14 protein-coding genes are annotated in these 19,885 nt (G+C 43.3%); 1 reads left to right on the forward strand and 13 read right to left on the reverse strand.

The genetic code is table 11. The features are described 5' to 3' along the window. Positions 1–15: 15 nt before the first annotated feature. The 7 genes from EV202_RS08615 to hcp form a co-directional block, all read right to left on the reverse strand. Entirely contained in the window at positions 16–1,182 is a 1,167-nt protein-coding gene (locus tag EV202_RS08615; protein ID WP_131926727.1) for an exo-beta-N-acetylmuramidase NamZ family protein, read from the reverse strand. 329 nt (positions 1,183–1,511) lie between these two features. After that, complete coding sequence (locus tag EV202_RS08620) at positions 1,512–3,308, reverse strand: RagB/SusD family nutrient uptake outer membrane protein (protein ID WP_131926728.1); 1,797 nt, start codon at positions 3,306–3,308, stop codon at positions 1,512–1,514. 19 nt (positions 3,309–3,327) lie between these two features. After that, positions 3,328–6,657 (reverse strand): SusC/RagA family TonB-linked outer membrane protein, encoded by a 3,330-nt coding sequence (locus EV202_RS08625; protein ID WP_131926729.1) that lies wholly within the window; start codon positions 6,655–6,657, stop codon positions 3,328–3,330. A gap of 336 nt (positions 6,658–6,993) precedes the next feature. Then, positions 6,994–7,842 (reverse strand): hypothetical protein, encoded by an 849-nt coding sequence (locus tag EV202_RS08630; RefSeq protein WP_131926730.1) that lies wholly within the window; start codon positions 7,840–7,842, stop codon positions 6,994–6,996. Between the two features lie 145 nt (positions 7,843–7,987). Continuing rightward, a complete protein-coding gene (locus EV202_RS08635; protein WP_131926731.1) occupies positions 7,988–9,223 on the reverse strand; it encodes a DUF438 domain-containing protein in 1,236 nt (411 codons plus the stop codon). 7 nt (positions 9,224–9,230) lie between these two features. After that, positions 9,231–9,566, reverse strand: coding sequence for a cupin domain-containing protein (locus EV202_RS08640; RefSeq protein WP_106041085.1), 336 nt, complete (start codon positions 9,564–9,566; stop codon positions 9,231–9,233). Positions 9,567–9,592: 26 nt separating this feature from the next. After that, positions 9,593–11,242, reverse strand: coding sequence for a hydroxylamine reductase (hcp, locus tag EV202_RS08645; protein ID WP_106070567.1), 1,650 nt, complete (start codon positions 11,240–11,242; stop codon positions 9,593–9,595). 188 nt (positions 11,243–11,430) lie between these two features. Here hcp and EV202_RS08650 point away from each other — a divergent pair, with 188 nt between their 5' ends. Next, on the forward strand, positions 11,431–12,099 hold the full coding sequence (locus EV202_RS08650) for a Crp/Fnr family transcriptional regulator (RefSeq protein WP_131926732.1): 669 nt from the start codon (positions 11,431–11,433) through the stop codon (positions 12,097–12,099). A gap of 71 nt (positions 12,100–12,170) precedes the next feature. On the opposite strand, the gene EV202_RS08655 is transcribed toward EV202_RS08650, so the two are convergent. The 6 genes from EV202_RS08655 to EV202_RS08680 all read right to left on the reverse strand — a co-directional run bounded on the left by EV202_RS08655 (position 12,171) and on the right by EV202_RS08680 (position 19,788). Further along, positions 12,171–13,388, reverse strand: coding sequence for a DUF4407 domain-containing protein (locus EV202_RS08655; protein WP_165899413.1), 1,218 nt, complete (start codon positions 13,386–13,388; stop codon positions 12,171–12,173). Positions 13,389–13,400: 12 nt separating this feature from the next. After that, positions 13,401–14,999 (reverse strand): serine/threonine-protein kinase, encoded by a 1,599-nt coding sequence (locus EV202_RS08660; RefSeq protein ID WP_131926734.1) that lies wholly within the window; start codon positions 14,997–14,999, stop codon positions 13,401–13,403. After that, positions 15,000–16,001, reverse strand: a complete 1,002-nt coding sequence (locus EV202_RS08665) for a protein kinase domain-containing protein (protein WP_131926735.1) — start codon at positions 15,999–16,001, stop codon at positions 15,000–15,002. Positions 16,002–16,009: 8 nt separating this feature from the next. Beyond that, a complete protein-coding gene (locus EV202_RS08670) occupies positions 16,010–17,041 on the reverse strand; it encodes a hypothetical protein (RefSeq protein ID WP_106041080.1) in 1,032 nt (343 codons plus the stop codon). Positions 17,042–17,056: 15 nt separating this feature from the next. Then, positions 17,057–17,899, reverse strand: coding sequence for a vWA domain-containing protein (locus EV202_RS08675; protein WP_131926736.1), 843 nt, complete (start codon positions 17,897–17,899; stop codon positions 17,057–17,059). An 881-nt stretch (positions 17,900–18,780) separates the two neighbouring features. Then, positions 18,781–19,788, reverse strand: coding sequence for an aspartate-semialdehyde dehydrogenase (locus EV202_RS08680; RefSeq protein WP_131926737.1), 1,008 nt, complete (start codon positions 19,786–19,788; stop codon positions 18,781–18,783). Positions 19,789–19,885: the final 97 nt, after the last annotated feature.

Here is a 19,885-nt window from a genome sequence, read left to right on the forward strand (position 1 = left end):
TGCGTAGGCACGAGGTCATTCTTCGTAGAGCAGATAAGGTTTGCGCTGCACCTTGAACTTTTCCACGTCTTCTTTCCACATTGCTTTTATCTCGTCGGCACTTTTCCCTTCTTTTATCATTTTGCGCACGTAGTCTGTGCCTATCAGCAGTTCGAAAAAAGAGCGGAAGAAGTGGTCTTCCATATTCAGGTTTCGGTAGGCGTCTATCACATAACTCAGGTCGATGCCGCGCTTCCAAATCTCCTCATCGCTCAGGTTGCTCAGGTTCATGCCGTGGCAAAGTTTGTTCAGTTGCGGCGGATTCTTGGCTCCGGGCACGCTGCGCGGCGTAAAGCTGTAACTATAGCCCGTCATGTTGGGATGTCCGTACACCTGAAACGGAAGGTCGGTTCCTCTGCCCAGGCTGACAGGAGTAGCTTCGAAATAGCAGGTAGAAGGATATAGATAGACGGACTTCATGTTCGGCAGGTTGGGCGATGGAGGAATCGGCAACCGATACATGGTTCGGTGTGTGTAGTTTTTGCAAGGAATGACGGTCAGGTCGCATACGCGCGAGGCGGGCAACCAGCGTTCGCCGTTCACCATCAACGCAAGTTCGCCCAGCGTCATGCCGTGCACAATGGGAATGGGAAGCCAACCCACGCCCGACTTGTATTTCATGTCCAGTATCGGTCCGTCCACATAATGCCCGTTGGGATTTGGGCGATCCAGTACCAGCACCTTGCGGTTATATTCTGCACAAGCATCCATTAGTCGGCACATGGAGGCATAATAGGTGTAGAACCGCAAACCTACATCCTGTATGTCTACAATCAGGATATCGAATTTACGCATAGAAGCATCGCTGGGTTTACCCAACTTTCCGTCGTATAAAGAAAGGATAGGAACGCCTGTCTTCGAATCCACAGAACTCGACACGTGTTCACCTGCATCGGCATTCCCCCGGAAGCCATGTTCGGGCGAGAATATAGCCACCACGTCGAATTTGTTTTCCAGCAAAACGTCCAGCAGGTGCTTGTCTCCCACCATGCCGGTGTGATTGGAGAATATGGCTATTCGCTTGTTTTTCAAGATGGGAAAATACTCCGAAGTCTGCTCGTCGCCTAAAACGACTCGCTCTTCTTGTGCCCCGCACAACAAAGAGCCACATAGCATCAAAAATAAAAGCAATAGTTTCTTCATAATATGGTATAGCCTAAGGAGGATATTGTTTGCAACAAAGATAACGTTTATTTTAATATCAAAAACACTTATTTTAATATTTTCAATATTATCAATCTTATTTTGCAGAGTTGGAATATCATAAGCTGTCCACTATCAATATTGCTCCATCGTGCTATCATTTCATGTTGCCTTTTCTTTCCCTTATATAGGATGCGCTGCACTAACCGTTCTACAATATGTAGATTTCATGATCAATAAACCCATCGTCAGAATTAAATATGCACTAAATTAATTCTGCCGATGGGTTAATCATAATAAAAGGTTAATGGTTTTGTAGTTAATTTTTATCACCAGCCGGGATTATTCTCTAACTTATAACCATGGCTTTCATACAAGGTTATTTGATCCAAAGGAATAGGATATAAATAATCTTTCTCTGCATAAGTTCTCAATAGGGATGCGTCCGAGATAGGCAATATGTAACCAGCGTTTCCGGCTCTGTCCAAAACAATACTCTTCAATTTGTCTAATGTAATCGTTTTTTGGGGATTCTGTTCGTTATACCAAGCCACGTATTTGTCTTTATCCAACCATGCGCCAAGATTCAGCTTCTTATTAAGTTTCATGTCCGCATACTCCAACTTGTTCCAACGACGAAGATCATCGAATCGAATACCTTCGTACACCAATTCTACACGGCGTTCTCTACGAATCTCCCAAATAAGGGAAGGAACATCTGCATCACGCTCCGGATCATTAATCGTAATGCCATTTACTGAAAGGTTTCCACCATTTAAAATAACATGGGGCATGTGTGTACTTTTTCTGTCGCGGATTGTGTTTATTGTCCGGTCAAAGTCGTTTTGAGTCAGTTGGTAGGCATTTAGTTGAGCCAATTCGGCCGCAGCCTCGATATAATTCATTAAGACTTCGTTCAGTTTCATTATGGGGGCATCGGTTATGCAGGTATTGCTTCTGCCCCCCGGCTTATCTTTTAACTCTTCATTTACAAAGCGGTTTCCGAAATAACCGGAAATAGCATATACACCTTCTATTCCGTTTAACCGTAGCCCCTTGGTTTCGATGTTGTCGGATAAGCGCGGGTCCCGGTCTGCTATTTCATCATAGAACCACTTGTCACCCTTGAACATTGTATTCTCTGTTTGATGGATAGGCAAACCATTTGCAGATAAATAGGAGTCGATTAAGGATTTTGAAGGGCTGTTTATCTCTGCTTCCGTATTTTGGAAACTCATTAAACTATGCATTAATACGCCTTCCACATAAGAACGATACATGATTATCTCCGGATTGCCGGCTAAGTCTTCCGAGGTTGTCAGCGTTTTATAACTATCGGCTATTTGATACGTGTTCCAGCTCATCAACTCGGCAGCGGCATCTTTGGCTTTTTGCAGATATTTCTTTGCATATTCGTTATTCTTTCCCCGGTATTTTTGCCAAGTTCCTTCAAATAATAGTATGCGTGAGGTATAAGCGTACGCAACGGCCTTGTTGATGCTCAGGCCCGTTACGCCGTCACTTTGGCGTATGTTCTGGCAAGCAAAATCCAAATCGTCCAGCACCTTGTCCATTACCGTGGTTCGTGGTTCGCGAGGTTTATACAGTTCTTCGTAATTGGTATTGCTTAACTCCTCACTATACCAAGGCACATCTCCGAAACGCGAAACCTGCTTGGCATATTCCATTGCCCGCAAAAAGCGTGTTACACCCAGCCAATGGTTTTTAGCTTCTTCATTTAATGCGCTCTGTGAGATGCGGTTTATCATAATGTTTATTTGGCGTACATAGCTGAAAGTCCAAGTACGCTCATCTTTTTTCGTCGATTTGTCATCTGTCTCGGAAGCCGGTGCTACTTTTGTGAAGAATCTTGCTTCCTTTTGAGCATTATTGTCTGTCCAATCTGCAATGTTTGTTTCAGAATACCAGTCGGAACGACTCCACTCTGTTCTATAGCCTTCGAAGTATATATCATACAAAGCGTATACAGATGTGCGGATATTATCTTCGCTGTTCCAGAAATCAGGAGTATCTGTCACAGTATCCATAGGGTCGCGCGTCAGGAAATCCTCACAAGCACCCAGAGTTATTGCTACTAATAGTAAGCTTAATATTTTTATTTTCATATCGATAGTCTTTTTTTATTTAAAATACGATTTGCATGCCAAATGAAACTGTTCTGGAGAAAGGATAGCTTCTTCCGAACGACCAGGAATTGCCTCCATATCCCACCTTATAGTCTGTCGCTTCCGGGTCGAGGGGCAGATGCATATTGTCAAACTCGAAAACGTTTTCTGCACTGACATAGAGACGGGCACTTTCAAAACAGATCTTCTTTGTCCATTCTTTAGGGAGGGTGTAGCCTAATGTCAAGTTCTTACAGCGCAGATAAGACATGTTGGAGAGATATCTTGTTTGACGCAAGAAGTTCTGTCCATTGCTGACCCATGCGTGATTGGCCGGACGCGGATAAAAAGCATCGGTGTTTTTCGGAGTCCAATAATCCATCTGATGATCATAAGCTGCGTCTGCATAACTTGAACCACCGGAGGGTATGGCTATACTTCCGAATCCCCAATAATCACGTTTTCCTACACCTTGGAGGAATGCATTGAAGTCGAATCCTTTATAATTCAAACCGATAGTGAAACTATATTCATAGTTGGGAAGAGAGTTTCCTATCACTTTCAAGTCTCCATGATCCTCCACTGTATTTTTCCCATAACTGATTTTCTTGTCTCCGTCCAAGTCTTTATATTTCACATCGCCCGGGCCAAATTTGAAGGAACCGCTCTCATACAGTGATTGAGACGGGATACCGCTTTTCAATACATAAGTACCGTCCTTTGGATCCACGGTGAAATCTTCTTCTTGGAATAAACGGTCGGTTTCATATCCCCAAATCTCGCCTAAGACTTTTCCTTCATAATTTCCGTAAATGTTTCTGTCACTGCTGTTAAATTTGGAAATTTTTTCTTTGATATGTGATAAGGAAGCTCTGAGGTTGACTCCTAACCCATTGTTGAAACGATGGCTGTAGTCTAAAGCAAGTTCAAATCCTTTGCCGGTGATTTCACCGTAATTTATGTTGGGCGAAGCGGCTCCGAATGTTAAAGGAAGGGTCTCGCCGGCACAATGCATATCCGAAGTCACGCGGCGATACCAGTCGAATGATAATCCCAACTCATCATTGAAGAATCTTACGTCAAGTCCCAAGTCGAGTGTAGTCACCCGTTCCCATGTCAATGAAGCAGATATGACAGAAGGAGAACTTAAATAAATCTGGTTTTTCCCGTTTATAACCCATCCGGAATTACCTGAGGTCATTGTCGAGATAAACGAGTTGGCTGCTACATCTTGGTTTCCGATAGTACCCCATGAACCTCTGACTTTTAAATTGGAAAGCGAAGGTTTTGCCCATTCCATGAATGCTTCTTCCGAGGCTCTCCACCCGGCTGATACGGATGGGAAAAAAGCCCACTTTTTGCCTTTAGGGAATTTAGAAGAACCGTCATAACGAGCATTGAATTCTACAAGATATTTCTGCATGAAATCATAATTGATACGGCCGAAGAATCCGGCTGCCGCAAAGTCGTTATGATAGCTGTCGCTTGAGGAATAAGAGAATTGTTCTCCGGTAGTCAATGCAATTTCCGGTAGCGTAGTACTAATCAAGCCGCGACGTTCGGAATAATGTCCCAGTCTTTCACGTGTTTCCGCATCCATACCGGCCATTAACTTGATGTTATGCTTTCTATCAAAATCAAAGTTGTAAGTTGCGTATGCTTTGAAAATGTTAGACATTGTATATTTGCTCGACTGTATTACACGATTATGTGTAGACCCATAAATATCAGAATAATTGCTAAAAGGTGCGCTCGTAAACATGTTGTATGCCATCACTGTTCCACCATTTCTTTTCTGTGCGTCGATCAGCATAGAGAAAGTATAGTCAAAATTGACTGTCAGGTTTTTGATGGGGCTGATTTCCGTTCCCAAGTTTGCGCGGATATAATTTGAGGTTATGGATTCGCGGTTACCGGCTTTTATATCCGTTACAGCCGAACGGAAGTCTTTTCCTTCATATTGGGCATAAGGGTACCATCTCGGCCAACGCATCAAGTAAAACCAAGCGTCAAATTGTCCGGATGTATATCTATATGGCTGTTCGTTTACCGAGCGGGTAAATAATACATTCGCACGAACTTTCCACCAATCGCGTATATTGGTTGTAATGTTACTGTTCAGCGTATATCTATCATATTCATCCGCATTAAACTTCATTACGCCTTCCTGCTTCAAGTATCCCAAACTGATGTTGTAGGTTGTTTTATCGTTTCCACCGGTCACGGAAAGGTTATGGTTTTGTTGAGGTGTCCATTTTCTTGTAAATTCATTTACGGCATCGAACGAACGGTAGAAATAGGTATTTCCATTTTTTATTTCAAAGTCGCGCTTTTCCTGCATCTCTCCAAGACTGCTTTGCGACATGCCTCCATACAATTTTTCCCATTCTTTTATTTTTTCCACGGCATAAGCATCAATTGTATAGCCTATATTGCTCTTTGAACTCAAGCCTAAACGGCCCATGATATTCATTATAAAATCGGCGTTATCCGATGCGGTGGCCAATTTAGGCATCTTGGTAGGAGTGTTCCATGCAAAATTGTTCGAATATGAAACTCTTACTTTCTCATTCTTTTTCCCTTGCTTGGTGGTAATCAAGATAACGCCCCAGGCGGCGCGAGTTCCATAAATCGAGGAGGAAGCGGCATCTTTCAGAACAGAAATGCTTTCAATATCATCCGGGTTCACCAGATTCAAACCGGGCACCTCTACATTGTCTACCAAGATTAAAGGGGCGGTACCATCCGTTGCGCTCAATGAACCTACCGAGCCGCGTAACTTAATTGTCGATTCGGTTCCTACACCTCCAATGTTGTTGGTGATAGATAAACCGGGAGTGATGCCTTGCAGGGCTTTTGCCACATCTGTAATAGGCCTGCTTGCTATTGCCTCTTGTGCGTTTACGTTTGCAACAGCACCCGTCAGATTGACTTTCTTTTGGGCGCCGTATCCTACTACTACGACTTCATCCAATAGCTCTGTATCTTCTTTCAACACGATTCTCATTGTTCTTGCTGCTTTGACCTCTTGAGTCTGATAGCCAACAAAGGATACTTGTATAATAGCATTCGGCGCAACGTTTAATGTGAATTTACCGTCTATGTCGGTCATAATTCCATTGGTCGTTCCTTTTTCCACGACGCTGGCACCAATTACCGGCTCACCTGCGGCGTCTGTTACCAAACCGTTGACGGTGATGGATTGCAGTTGTTCTGCCACTCCCGGAGTACCGGTTGTGGCTTTCGAGGTAGCCATCACATTGCCGCTGCTTAAAAACAGGGCGCTTATGGCCACTGCGGTGAGAAACTTGCTGTATGCTGTTCCTCGTTTTTTGTGATCTTCATTCATAATAAAAGATTGATGATTTTTTAGTTAATTAAATGGTCTCTTCGATTTCGGGGGTAAAGTTAAGTGAGATGCAATGGCTACGTGGCCATCCATTTTTTTAGGGCAGTTCATTCTTCATAGGCTTCTCCTCTATTATCTATATTTAAAGTCATTATTGGTAAAGGGATGAAACGACCGGTTTCAACCGTCCGGATTCCTACAAACAAAGATACGTTTTTATTTAATATTAAGAACAAATATTTGTAAATATTTAGATTTATATAGATAGATTTACATACGAAAGATTTCATTCTCTGTTATATGGATAAATTAGGCTTTCTTTGTTTTGCAAGTAAACTAAGGCTCCTCAATGTTTAAGGCATGAAAATCAATCAGTCCGTTCATGGGTGTTTCTTCAATTACTTCCAATTCGATGCCGAACTCGCCCGCCACTTCGCGCAAAATACTTGCATAGCTATAGGCCAATGAACCGACGAAACGGATGGGATAGTTTTGGTAATCATATTGGCAAACATTGCGAGTGAAGAAATTTCTCAGATTATCTGTAATCAATCCATATACATAATCATCGTTTGTATAATCTGCCAAGAAATAAGACAAAGTGGACAAGAAACGATTGGGGAAAGGACGGTTGTATACTGACTCCATCACTTCATTCGGACTGATGCGGAACTTATCGAAGAAGTCGGAAGCAATATTCTTGGGAGTCAGTCCTTTCAGAATGTCGGATAGAAAGATTTTGCCCAATACTGCGCCACTGCCTTCGTCACCTAAGATATAGCCGCCTGCTTTGACGTTTTTCACGATGATTTTTCCGTCATAGAAACAGGAGTTGGAGCCGGTGCCCAAAATGCAGGCAATGTCGGCCTCGCATTTGAAGAGTCCGCGAGCAGCGGCAAGCAGATCGCTTTCCACTTGGATGGGGGTTTTGAATTGAGCCACCAGCGAGGCGCCCAAGATATTCTTCTTTTCGTGTGAAGAGCAGCCGGCCCCATAGTAGTAGACCTGCTCCAATTTTCTTTTAAAGAAATGTTCGGGCAGACCTAACCGTACACTCCGGCTAATCTCTCTTCTGGTCTGAAAGAAAGGATTCAATCCCTCTGTAAAGGCTTGCTGTATCAGATGATTATCTTCAACCAATGCCCACTCTGTTCTGGTAGAACCACTTTCGGCTATGAGTTTCATAAGCAGACAATTTTAGAATAGGATACAAATGTATAGCTTTTTTTAATCTTTCCAATACATTTTATGGAAAAAACAACGGGAGGTAAAGAAACAGATGAGGCGGGTGACAGCTTCTGTACCCGCCTCATCCAGCTTGTTATTATTTTTATTTCTCGTACGACAGCAGACGCCGGTCGCCTTCCAGAGCGCGGAGTCCGGTGATGTCCTGTGTCACTTCTACTACGCCGAGGTATTCGCCGTTCTTTCCACGTACGGCTGAATATTCGATGTAGACGAAGCGGTTTTTGAAGTTGGAAATCCAGAAAGCTGCTTTGTTTTCTTTTCCACTCTTGAAGTCTTCGAGAATCTTTTCTACCACGTGCACGCTGCCGGGCGGATGGCACATTCGCACGTCGCGTCCGATGATGGAGCGGTTGCGCTCGAACACTCGCTTGGGACTGTGCGAGAAGAAGCGTACCTTATCATCTTTGTCTACGAAAGTGATGTCGATGGGCAGGTGTATGAAGAGGGCTTCCAGCTCTTCGACGCTGAATGCTCCTGACGATAGACGGATGGCATCCGCCGTAATATAGGTTTGCTTCTCCGCTTTTGCGGTACTTGCCGGTGCCCACTCATCGTCCGTATCGATGAGGCAGTAACCGAAGTCGGGTGTTTCCTGATAAATCTTGTACCACTCGTCTTCCGTCAGTGTATCCATGCTCATGGGAAAGAGGATTTCTTCTTCTTTCTTAATCATGCCGGCAATCATTTCTACGGCCGGGTTGCAGACGGTTGCAACGGCTGTTTTCAGCTCGTTCACCGTGGTGAGAGGTGAAGTCAGGGTCTCGAACGCCTTTTTCAGTTGCAGGCGGGTTTCGTCGTGCTTGCCCCACATCACTTTGGGAGGGCCGGTGATGAGGTGCTTTTCCAGAAACGGGAAAAGCAGGTATTCCTTGCGTTTGTAGTGCTTGTCTACGTCGGCGAGGCTGTTGAAGATGGTGCGCAATCCTAAGAGGTAGCCTGTCAGGTGTGCATCATCCCATGTGTCCATCGCACCGGTCAGCTTTTCATAGCCGGCGATTTCGGCTTTCAACGCCTCGTTCTCTTTGCGGAAGGTATCTGCGGGATGTCCTGCCGGAATGGCCTTTGCACCTCCTAAGTCGATGCTTCCGTCCAGCACGGCGGTGTGCAGGTCGCAGAAATCCTGTATTTCGGCTTCGCTCAACAACTGCTCGTTGATAAGTGTCTGTTCCACTTCCACCACCTCGTTGTAAGGTATGGTTTTCAGGACTTCGATAAGCCGGTTTCTCAGCGCTTCGGGATTTTCGCCTTCGTGCAGCCTGAGCAGGAGGTGGCGCAACATTTCTTTGCGTTGTGCCGAGTTGTTAATTATTTCACTCATATCGGTTTTAGTTTTGTTCGCTGCCGCGAATCATGGTTAATAACATTTTAAATCTCTCTACGGCTTGCAGTGCGTGCGGATGTCCGGCAGGCATGATGATGCAATCGCCTTTCTTCAGCAGTCGGGGTGTTCCGTCGATGCGGATTTCCGCTGCGCCGTCCAGTATTTGCACGAATGCGTCGAAATTGGCCGTGTGTTCGCTCAGTCCCTGTCCCTTGTCGAACGAGAACAAGGTGATGTTGCCCGCTTCGTTCTTCGTGACCTGCTTGCTGATGACTCCGCCCTCCGTGTATTCTATCGAATCTTCCAGGGCGATGACTGTGGCTTTTTCGTATATTTTCATAACGCTATACATTATTATATATTATATTATGCACTTAAAAAGAGTTTCATGTCCTCGTCTGCGGAGGTGATGCCGGCAATGCCGAAGTTGTTCACCAGTACGTTGGCCACGTTGGGCGAGAGGAATGCGGGCAATGTAGGCCCGAGGTGGATGTCTTTTACTCCGAGCGAGAGCAGGGCCAGCAATACGATGACCGCCTTTTGCTCGTACCAAGCAATGTTGTAGGCGATGGGCAGGCTGTTCACGCTGTCGAGGCCGAAGGCTTCTTTCAGTGCGAGGGCGATGCGTACAAGCGAGTAGCTGTCGTTGCATTGTCCGGCGTCGAGCACGCGGGGAATGCCGTTGATATCGCCCAACGGGAGCTTGTTGTAGCGATACTTGGCACATCCGGCAGTGAGGATGACGGTATCTTTCGGCAATTTCTCGGCAAACTCGGTGTAGTAGTTGCGTCCCGGCATGCGTCCGTCGCAGCCTGCCATGACGAAGAACTTGCGGATGGCTCCCGACTTCACGGCGTCAATCACCTTATCGGCCAATGCAATCACCTGATTGTGGGCAAAGCCACCGATGATTTCGCCGGTCTCTATCTCTTGAGGAGCCGCACAGCGTTTGGCATGCTCGATCAGGGCGGAGAAGTCTTTCGGGCGACCGTCTTTTCTGTCGGCAATGTGCTTGAACCCGTCGAAGCCCGAAGCGCCTGTGGTATATACGCGGTCGGCGTAAGTGGAGCTTTTGCGGGGAGGAACGATGCAGTTGGTGGTGAAGAGAATCACGCCGTTGAAGTGCTCGAAGTCTTCGGTCTGATGCCACCAAGAGCTGCCGTAATTGCCTACGAAGTGAGCATACTTCTTGAATGCCGGATAGTAGTTGGCCGGCAGCATTTCGCTGTGGGTATATACATCGACGCCTGTGCCTTCGGTCTGTTTCAGCAGTTCTTCCATATCCTTCAGGTCGTGCCCGCTTATGAGGATGCCCGGATTTTTGCGCACACCGATGTTTACTTTGGTGATTTCGGGATGGCCGTATGAAGAAGTGTTTGCCTTGTCGAGCAATGCCATGACCTGTACCCCGTATTTTCCTGTTTCGAGCACAAGGGCTGTCAGTTCTTCGGCGGAGAGGGTGTCGTCTGTGACGGCTACCAATGCACGTTGCATGAAGGCGTAAATCTCAATGTCCTCGTACTTCAGGTTGGCGGCATGTTCGGCATAAGCAGCCATGCCCTTCAGGCCGTAGACGGTGAGCTCGCGCAAGGAACGCACGTCCTCGTTCTCCGTGGCCAACACACCCACCGAGGCGGCTTTCTCGTGCATCTGGGCTTCGGTTTCTCCACTCCATGAGGCACCTTCGAAGATGATGCCTTCAAGTGTTCCGCCTTCGGCGAGCAGGCGTTCTTTGACGGAGTTGCGCAACTCTTGTGCCATGCGGATGCGGGTGATGAAACGGTTGATGTCGAAATTGGCGTTGGTGATGGTCATGAACAGACTGTCCGTGATGAACTTGTTGACTTCGGGAATTTCTATTCCTTTCGCTCTCAGACGCACCGTGTAGCACGCCATGCCTTTGCACAAGAAAAGCAAGAGGTCTTGCAGATTGGCCACATCGGCGGTTTTTCCGCACACACCTTTCACTGTACAGCCTTGATTCTTGGCTGTCTCCTGACACTGGAAGCAAAACATTTTCTCCATAATTACGCTATTTTTTTAAAAATAAATACTGTTGTCTTTTGATGTTGCAAAGGTAGGGCGCGCACCATCGGGAAACGGTAACCATGGTTACACGCCTCCGGCATTTGTGTTTTTTAACAATAAGAAGTCCGGCTTTATTCCTTGTGCGGCGTATCTTTATCCTCAAAAGAACAGAAGCCATGTTGGAGTATAGTTTAGTTGGTTGCCCTTTGTTTGCAGGCATGACGCCTGCGCAGGTCGAAGAGTTGGTTGTGCGTTGCGTCTCTGATGTCAAAGAGTTTGCCAAGGGAGAACATGTGGTGAGGCAGGGCGGCGTCATCAATCATCTGTACCTGCTGGTCTCCGGTTTGGTGCGCACGGAGATGATTACCAAAGACGACAATGTGCTCGAAATCGAGTTTATCGACCCGGTGCGTCCGTTGGCTCCGGCCTTTGTTTTTGCCGACCGCAACTTCTTTCCGGTGGATGTGATTGCCATGGAGGAGAAGACGGTTCTCTATCTCATCCCCAAATCGGTGTTTCAGAAAGAGATGATGCAGAACGAGACACTGCTGCGCAATTTTCTCCGCATCAATTCCAATATTATTGTTTTCCTTTCGGGCAAGGTGCAGATGCTGTCCATCCGCAGTTTGCGGATGAAGCTGGCCATCTATCTGCTGGAGAACACCACGGAAAAACAAAACACCTTCAAGTGGCGGCGCACGCATGCCCAGCTTGCCGAATATTTCGGAGTGCAACGCCCGTCGCTCTCGCGCACGCTTGGCGAGATGGTGGCGGATGGAGTGATTGCATTAGATAAGCAGGAAGTCATGGTGCTGGACAGGCGGAAGCTGCAAAGCTACATGTAAGCCGAAGGCTTTCGCTATCAGATTGTTCTTTGTAAGCTTTATGGTTGAGAATGGATGTTGCTCAAAACGATCTATGTTTTCACTGTATTTGTCTTGATATATAGAGATGGATTCTCCTTAATCTTGAGTAACTCTTCTTCCCGCCATTTGTCAATAGCTGTTTGTAATAATTCTGCTTGTACTTTAGCAACTCTTGTCATCAGTTCTCTATTAGCAAGTACTTCTGCAGTCAAGCGTTCTTTGTTCTTTTGCGTGGATATTTGTATTTCTGTATTTACTTCATCGTTAATGTCTGAAATCCGTTTGTCAGACGCTATTCTGGCGCGGTGCATTTCTGCACGTAGGTAGTCATCATACGGCCCCGAAGCAATCATCATTTTAAAAAATGTCGGCGCTGTTTCTATGATTATGAAGAGTAGCATTACAATGATGGAAACAATTTTTAAGTTTGAATTCTCATTCTTTATATTTGAGAAGGCCTCATAGCGAACACAGAACCCATTTTCATCATTACCTTTAGATATATCTTCATTTCCCTTAGCCCTATTAATTCCAATCTGCTTTATAATATGTTCGAGTTCCTTTTGATAAGAGCTTTCCCAGATCAAGAACTCTCTTTCAATTGTATTTTTATATTGTTCCTTGTCCCCGTATATTGGACCATGTCCGGCTTTCCCACTCAGTGCAGCTCCTACTCCTTCGTTTTTTAATTCTTCATTTGCTTTGGTTAATCGTCCTTGGATTTCGGCTTTCTGCTGTTCAAGCAGATCTCTACGCTTTATAAGAAGTTCGTTACCTTTGTCAATTTCTGCCATGGACGCATTAGTTCTCTCAATGTTATCCTTGACTAATTGTGAGTTTATTCTGTCCTCAAAAATTTTCATTTCAAGTGGTGTGGAAATAACAATGCCTAAGAATATGGCGATAATGATACGTGGTAGACCGCTATAAAATTCTTTCCAACTTATTGTGACTTTCCCGTCAGAATACATTGTGTTTACAATGAATCTGTCAAGATTGAAAATAAGCATTCCCCAAAATATTCCAAACGAGATTGCCTTTTCTACACTATGAAAAATAAAGTAAAGGGCGTAACCACCCGAAAGCGTAGCCATCAGTGCTGTAAATAAGATCGTTCCGCCAATACCTGCATATTTAGCATAATCAGTAGGGCATTGCCTTAAAATGGTTCGATTTGCACCTGAGCATATCCAGAGAAACTCGTTGAGCCATCCGCCCCATTTAATTAGTTCTTCGCTTTCATTTGTCTTTTTTATTTGCGTATTCATAGTCATTTCTTATTATCGGTTAAGTAATTTTCTTATTAAATTCATTAAACCAGATTTTGGAAGTGGAGGGAACTCTATATTTAATCCCATTTCTTTGAATGATGGGACAGCTTGAGGTTCTGTCTTCACAATGTCAAATTCTATATTAGGGAACGTGACTCCCACATTATATTTCGGTTGCTTTATAGTTATAGAGATCTTGTTAGCAATCTGCGGAGTAGGTACTAATATTGTTTTTACTTGTGGTATTGGTAACATGTTAATATCAAGACTTTTCTTCTTTCTTCCAAATTCATCTTCTGCTGTAAGTATGATGGTGGTAGCTTTTTGAGGTTCAATAATCTTTGTGCCTTTAGTTTCAACTTCATCGCTATCTATCCAAACTCTTTTTGCGTGTTTGACACCCCAAGTTAGTTTTACGGGAATTGTAGGAAATACATAGTATTTATCCGCAGAGAAATCAATTATACACTCATCAAAGACTTTAATAGAAATATCTTTTTTTATAATGTAGTCATTTACGGTCTTGACTAATAGTTCAAATGTGGAGTCCTTTACAAGATTCTTGGAAATATATCCTTTATTCTCGTATTTTTGTTCATTGCTTTCTCCTGCTTGTTTTAGATAAACATCTGCAACAAAAGGAACATTCCATTCTAACATTATTCTTTGAGTGTGGCGGACTACCTTTGTTGCAGAAGCAGAAAAGATTACTTTTTTCTCTAACAATAAAGATTCAAAAGGGAGTAATTCATTTATGTCATTATGTTTTAGATATCCTGCCAGCACATCTAATATTTCTTGGAAACTTTCTCCAAGAGATTGAATGTCTTTGTAACTTTCCGAATTTGTTATGTCTTCGTAGTCTTCTTTAGAGAAGAGAAGGCGATCGGAATCTTTCACTTTATATTTATCAATTAGGGAAGTCTTTTCTGATATTGCCAATATGCTGAGATAGATTATCAGCTCAGAGAAATAATCTAACTTCTCAGATACTGTTTTGTTGTTTTTTCGTGCAGGGTGCTGATAATCAGGAAGCCCTGTTATGGAATCTGGTTCGCCATTCAGCTCGGGGCAATAAAAAGAATCATAATCAACGAGATGTAGTTGATGGTCATTGTCAACTAAAATATTACCGTGTTGTAAATCTCCGTGTGCAAGCGATTGGCTATGCAAGGTTCGGGTCATTTTAAGAAAGTTATCAGCCAGTGCTCTTAGGCGCTCTTTTGATTGTTTGTTTTGACAGATATAGTCTTTTATTGTGACGCCATCAATCCAACGCATTCTTGTTGTTGGATAAATATTACCGTTCACATTAATACCTTTTTCTATGTATTCAAATTCGCATAAGAAGTCTAAATGGGCTTTTCTAATTGCTTCGGAGATAATTTTGTATCGCTTTTGAGTATAGTTAATACTGGAATGCCAACAACGGAAAGCCCATGTCTTTCCATCATACGCTTTATAGGGGAAAACTACAGAAAATCCTCCCGTATAGGCAATAAGTCTTCCTCTAACATCTCTCTTGAAGTTACTATTCTTTGCGTGTTCATCCAAAATGAGAACACTTTTATTTTCAACAGATGTTCTTATATTAGGTATCGTTAGCATTTATTGCTTTTTGATTTTTTTTGATATTGTTGACGATATTTCGTTATATATCTTTTCCTTGCTTGGCTTGATATACCCGTTTCCATTTTTCCACTTATCGGAAATTCTTTTACTCTCAGATTCTATGGCTTCTTCTAATGGGGAAAGTTCGTCAATGGATGACTTTGACATAAAATCGCATAACTTTTTTGTCAAATGAGCTAATTCCGAGTCTGACTTAAGTTCCCTGAAAATATTTGATTTGCCATGAGACTGGATATCCTCACCGGAAAATAAAAGGGTCTCAGTATCTTCCATATTCAGCTTTTCCCATAGATAGGGCATCTTGGCCAATGCTTTAAGACTGGTGTAGATTACAAGTTCAGAAAAGTAATCGGCCTTTTCAGAGGACTTTTTATTCTTCCACCGTGCTTCGTGCTGATACCCAACGAGGCCTTTAATTTCATCTGGCATCCCTTTTAAATCAGGGGTATACATGGAATCATAGTCAACTAGAACTAGAGACTTGTCTGGTTTAACCATAATGTTGCCATGTTGCAAATCTCCGTGAGAGAAATGGTTTGCATGCAAATCTGCCACCATTTTCTTGAAATTCTTTGCTATTTCATTAATCACATGAGATTCTGTGATATGATTTGCCAAGAACTTCTTTAGGGGTTGCGCATCTACCCAGTCCATGGCCACAAGTGGCTGCATGCCTTGTGTGGTCATAATTCCGTCTTCATAGAATTCAAATCCAACAAAGTATGGCAGATTCGCCTTTTTTAATGCGTCAGAAATAAGTTGAGTTCTACGTTTTGCGTCAGAGACCTCTGCATGCCAAAGCCGTACAGCATACTTCTTATTTGGAGTCTGATAGGGGAAGACGACACAAAAACCACCAGAATACTTGATAAGACGAGATCCTTTTTCAATAGGATGCCCATCTTTCAGAACAAGAGGGTGTATTAATGCAGGCGTTCTAATGCACGTGCTGTAATCTGGAATACTGGGTAATGGCATGGCAATAGTTATTTTCGAACGATTGAATATTTTTTCAATAATTTGTCAAATGCGTCTTTTGCGGCATTTTTTGTCGCTTGATTCAAACTCTTCAAGTGTTTACATTTCTTTTTAGAAATAATCTTGAATTCAGAGAGAAATTCGTATATGAAAGTAGAAGCATCGTCACTAAATGGCTTATTTGTAGCCGTAGTTTTCTTTTCTTTATTCTCTAGTTCTTCTATAGGGACTATTTGTTTGATGGACTCTTCTTTTTTTATGAGTGTATTGATGTCGTCAATATTCTGCATAGAAAAAGAACAGGATTTATTGTACAGAATAATCACAAGAGTTGTATCATCATTATGCATTCCTGTTTTTCTCCAATCTTGAACTAAATTTTCAAAGTCCTCATGAGAAACCACGGTTAATAACTGCTGAATAAATTCTGCTATTTCCCCTTTTTGATTATGTCTGGATAAGAACTCAGAGATAGGGTCTGATGTCATGATGAGACAAATATCTTCAGATAGTACTCCTTCTATTATTCTTGGAGTACCCTTTCCTTTTTGAGATTCATCACTGTCGAAATAATCCGGATAGCTGTCAAATGTTTCCACATCTTGTGAAGTATGAAATTTCGCTTCATTTCCATTCCACTCAATTAGACATGAATCGCCAAGAACAGAACCTTTCCATTTATTTCCTTCAAAGCGGATGCCAACAAAAGTAGCTCCGGCCGACCGCCTTTCTGCCAAGTTGCGCTCATTCCTGTAAATCATATTTTCAGGAGCATTCTTTGCCTTTAATTCTTGGATGAAGTCATTAACTTTTTCTCTCCATACTGAGCACAAGGGTTTTATGGATTCAATATCAGGAAGCCAATCAGTTTTCTCTATAAAAGAGTCAACAAGGAGTTGAGCCCATATTTTTTGTTGCCATGTTGCCCCCATCCCATCTGAAACAGCGATAGATTTAATCTCGGGATTGATACCAAATCTGTCTTGGCAGTCTGAATAGGTTTCGGCCTGCTTGTGGGTAATAAAAGCGCGTATTTTCATATCTTCCTTGCTACTTCATCTTTTGTCATCATTTTGCCCTTTTGATGAACCAAAATCAATAAGTTGGATCAGCTGAACACCATCTGCACCAAATATACAACCACGAGAGCCCTCTTTGGTTGGAAGTTCATTTTTTGCGGCAGCAGCCTTATATGATTCGGGAACTTCACTGGTTATATCATATAAGAACTGAGCTTCTTCCTGAGAAACCTCTGCTCTATTAGATGGGAAAACAACTTTCCCATTAGCATCATCTATCTGTGCATTGAAAATCAAAACATTCCCATCGCTATTGGAAAGAGACATAATCTCATTAGCTAATATAACCGTTTCTTTCATACAGTCGCTCGGATCTTTCCTATCATAATATGGAACTCCATCTGAGATATTTATTATTACAGGTGCCGGACCATCTAGGTTATCAGACATCCATTTTTCTACAAGCTCTTTTGCTATTTGAAATGCGCCAAGCATGTTGGTGGCACCATTTTTATCAATAGGTTCAACCCAGACAGGCTGCTTGACTTCAACCTCAACAATCCCACCTGTACCGTCAGGAGTCTTTTTCTTTAGAGTCTCGTAACGTAGTGGAGAAGCGTCTAAGTCTTTCAACCATCCTGAACATAATTCTTTTACATCATGATTGTAACCGATAACAGAGATAAAACAACGATTCTTCGGTGCATCTCCATCAAAGTTTTTTTGAATAATATTGTCAATTACTTTGTTGACGGCGAGTGTCGCAAATTTAGTGCGTGTAGTACCTTCGTAAGGACTCATCATAGAGCCTGACTGGTCTAACAAAATAATAAGTAGACCCGGAGTGGCAGAACTCCATTGTTTTTCATTTTTTGCCATAATAGTCTTTTTTTCTGTTTGGCTCTCCTGACAGATTGATTAGATTTATAGTCATGTCACATATAAATAAAAAACGTGGAGCCAGCCTGTTGCTCGTCCCACGTATCTTGGCCTTCGCATTGCCCTGTCTGTCGAAACGAGCAACGCCGAAAGCCCCACGCTGATGTAAGTATATAAACCACATTCAAAAATGGCAAGAAGCCATAGCCATCATGTGGGTACATATAAAATACATCTCAAGGGGCGTTCCCGTTGCTTTGTTCTTGACAGACATTTGAGTTTGCGAAGTTCAGATACGTCAAAACCAAAGCGTACAGTTACGCCTTTTATGTATATGCTTGCCTAATCACCGCTTATTGGATCGTTAATAAGGCATCTAAATGCAAATATAGGTATTATGTTTTGTAAATCAATCTTTCTTCGGTATTTTTTCTTTGGCTCATAAAAGAGGGTAAAAGAGTACGGAGATGGTATCTTTCGTCTACGTATACCCAACTGCCTTTAAAGTATGAAAAATTCTGACAAATCTCTTCTTTCCTAATCGCTTGATAACCAGTCGACTAATTTTTTACTGAAAACTCACCGGATTTTTACTAATTTTCCGGGGAATTTTTAGTAAAAATCCGGTGAGAATTTAGTAAAAATCCGGGCATTTTTTAGAAAGCACGATTTGAGGCTTGTTGAAAATTCCGGAATCTTTACAAACGGATGTTGTCTCGTTGGTTTTTCGGCTGACGGCAGTCTTCAATCAATCATGCGACACCTACACGGTTTCCATTTATAAAATCAGTGAAATCTGCGTAATCCGTGCCTAAAATAAGAAAAAGGATAAAGCGCATGCACGCTTTATCCTTTTCTTAATCTTATCTTATGGCCAGCCCTTACAGTGCTTTCTCTTTAATCAGATATTCGGCAATCTGCACCGCATTCAGTGCGGCGCCCTTTTTGATTTGGTCGCCCACAATCCAGAACGTCAGTCCGTTTTCATTGCTGAGGTCTTTGCGGATGCGACCCACATATACCGGGTCTTTGCCTGCAAGGAACAACGGCATCGGATACTCCTTCTTTTCCGGATTATCCATCAGCACCAGTCCGTCGCCTTTGGCAAACGCTTCGCGCGCCTCTTCTACCGAAATAGGACGCTCGGTTTCTACCCAGATGCTCTCGGAGTGGGAACGAAGTGCGGGAACACGTACGCAAGTGGCGCTTACCTTAACGTCGGAGTGCATAATCTTGCGCGTTTCGTTAAACATCTTCATTTCCTCCTTCGTGTAGCCGTTCTCCATGAACACGTCAATCTGCGGGATGAGGTTGAAGGCCAACTGGTAGGCAAACTTCTCTACCGTCACAGGTTCGCCGGCCAATACCTGACGGTATTGCTCGTACAACTCGTCCATGGCGGCGACACCTGCACCACTCGCCGCCTGATAAGTAGAGACGTGTACCGTTTTTATATGCGATAGCTGTTCGATGGCCTTCAGCGCCACCACCATCTGGATGGTAGTGCAGTTAGGGTTGGCGATGATGCCTCGCGGACGGTCTTTTGCATCGGCGGCATTTACTTCCGGCACTACCAATGGGATGTCGGCATCCATGCGGAACGCACTTGAATTGTCAATCATTACGGCTCCATGCTTGGTAATGGTTTCGGCAAACTCTTTAGAGGTGCCTGCGCCTGCGGAAGTGAAAGCGATATCAACCCCTTTAAAGTCATCGTTGTGTTGCAAGAGTTTAACCTCGATCTGTTTACCGCGGAACGTGTATTTGGTTCCGGCACTGCGTTTAGAACCGAACAGTACTAACTCGTCCAACGGGAAATTCCTTTCATCGAGCACTCGCAGGAACTCCTGTCCCACGGCTCCGCTTGCTCCAACAATAGCTACTTTCATTTTTCTTTCTTTTAATTTGGTTTATAAAAAAGTAATATTCTACTTTGAAAAGATAGAATTGGCTGCAAATTTATAACAAAATGCTGTATAACACCGC

The organism is Prevotella heparinolytica (genome assembly GCF_004342845.1).
Taxonomy (GTDB): Bacteria; Bacteroidota; Bacteroidia; order Bacteroidales; family Bacteroidaceae; genus Bacteroides; species Bacteroides heparinolyticus.

Bases quoted from the DNA above. Each gene is read 5' to 3' on its own strand.
- EV202_RS08615 (WP_131926727.1), bottom strand. From the start codon at position 1,182: ATGAAGAAACTATTGCTTTTATTTTTGATGCTATGTGGCTCTTTGTTG.
- EV202_RS08640 (WP_106041085.1), bottom strand. From the start codon at position 9,566: ATGAAAATATACGAAAAAGCCACAGTCATCGCCCTGGAAGATTCGATA.
- EV202_RS08630 (WP_131926730.1), bottom strand. From the start codon at position 7,842: ATGAAACTCATAGCCGAAAGTGGTTCTACCAGAACAGAGTGGGCATTG.
- EV202_RS08650 (WP_131926732.1), top strand. From the start codon at position 11,431: ATGTTGGAGTATAGTTTAGTTGGTTGCCCTTTGTTTGCAGGCATGACG.
- EV202_RS08635 (WP_131926731.1), bottom strand. From the start codon at position 9,223: ATGAGTGAAATAATTAACAACTCGGCACAACGCAAAGAAATGTTGCGC.
- EV202_RS08665 (WP_131926735.1), bottom strand. From the start codon at position 16,001: ATGCCATTACCCAGTATTCCAGATTACAGCACGTGCATTAGAACGCCT.
- EV202_RS08660 (WP_131926734.1), bottom strand. From the start codon at position 14,999: ATGCTAACGATACCTAATATAAGAACATCTGTTGAAAATAAAAGTGTT.
- EV202_RS08620 (WP_131926728.1), bottom strand. From the start codon at position 3,308: ATGAAAATAAAAATATTAAGCTTACTATTAGTAGCAATAACTCTGGGT.
- EV202_RS08675 (WP_131926736.1), bottom strand. From the start codon at position 17,899: ATGGCAAAAAATGAAAAACAATGGAGTTCTGCCACTCCGGGTCTACTT.
- EV202_RS08680 (WP_131926737.1), bottom strand. From the start codon at position 19,788: ATGAAAGTAGCTATTGTTGGAGCAAGCGGAGCCGTGGGACAGGAGTTC.
- EV202_RS08655 (WP_165899413.1), bottom strand. From the start codon at position 13,388: ATGAATACGCAAATAAAAAAGACAAATGAAAGCGAAGAACTAATTAAA.
- EV202_RS08670 (WP_106041080.1), bottom strand. From the start codon at position 17,041: ATGAAAATACGCGCTTTTATTACCCACAAGCAGGCCGAAACCTATTCA.
- hcp (WP_106070567.1), bottom strand. From the start codon at position 11,242: ATGTTTTGCTTCCAGTGTCAGGAGACAGCCAAGAATCAAGGCTGTACA.
- EV202_RS08625 (WP_131926729.1), bottom strand. From the start codon at position 6,657: ATGAATGAAGATCACAAAAAACGAGGAACAGCATACAGCAAGTTTCTC.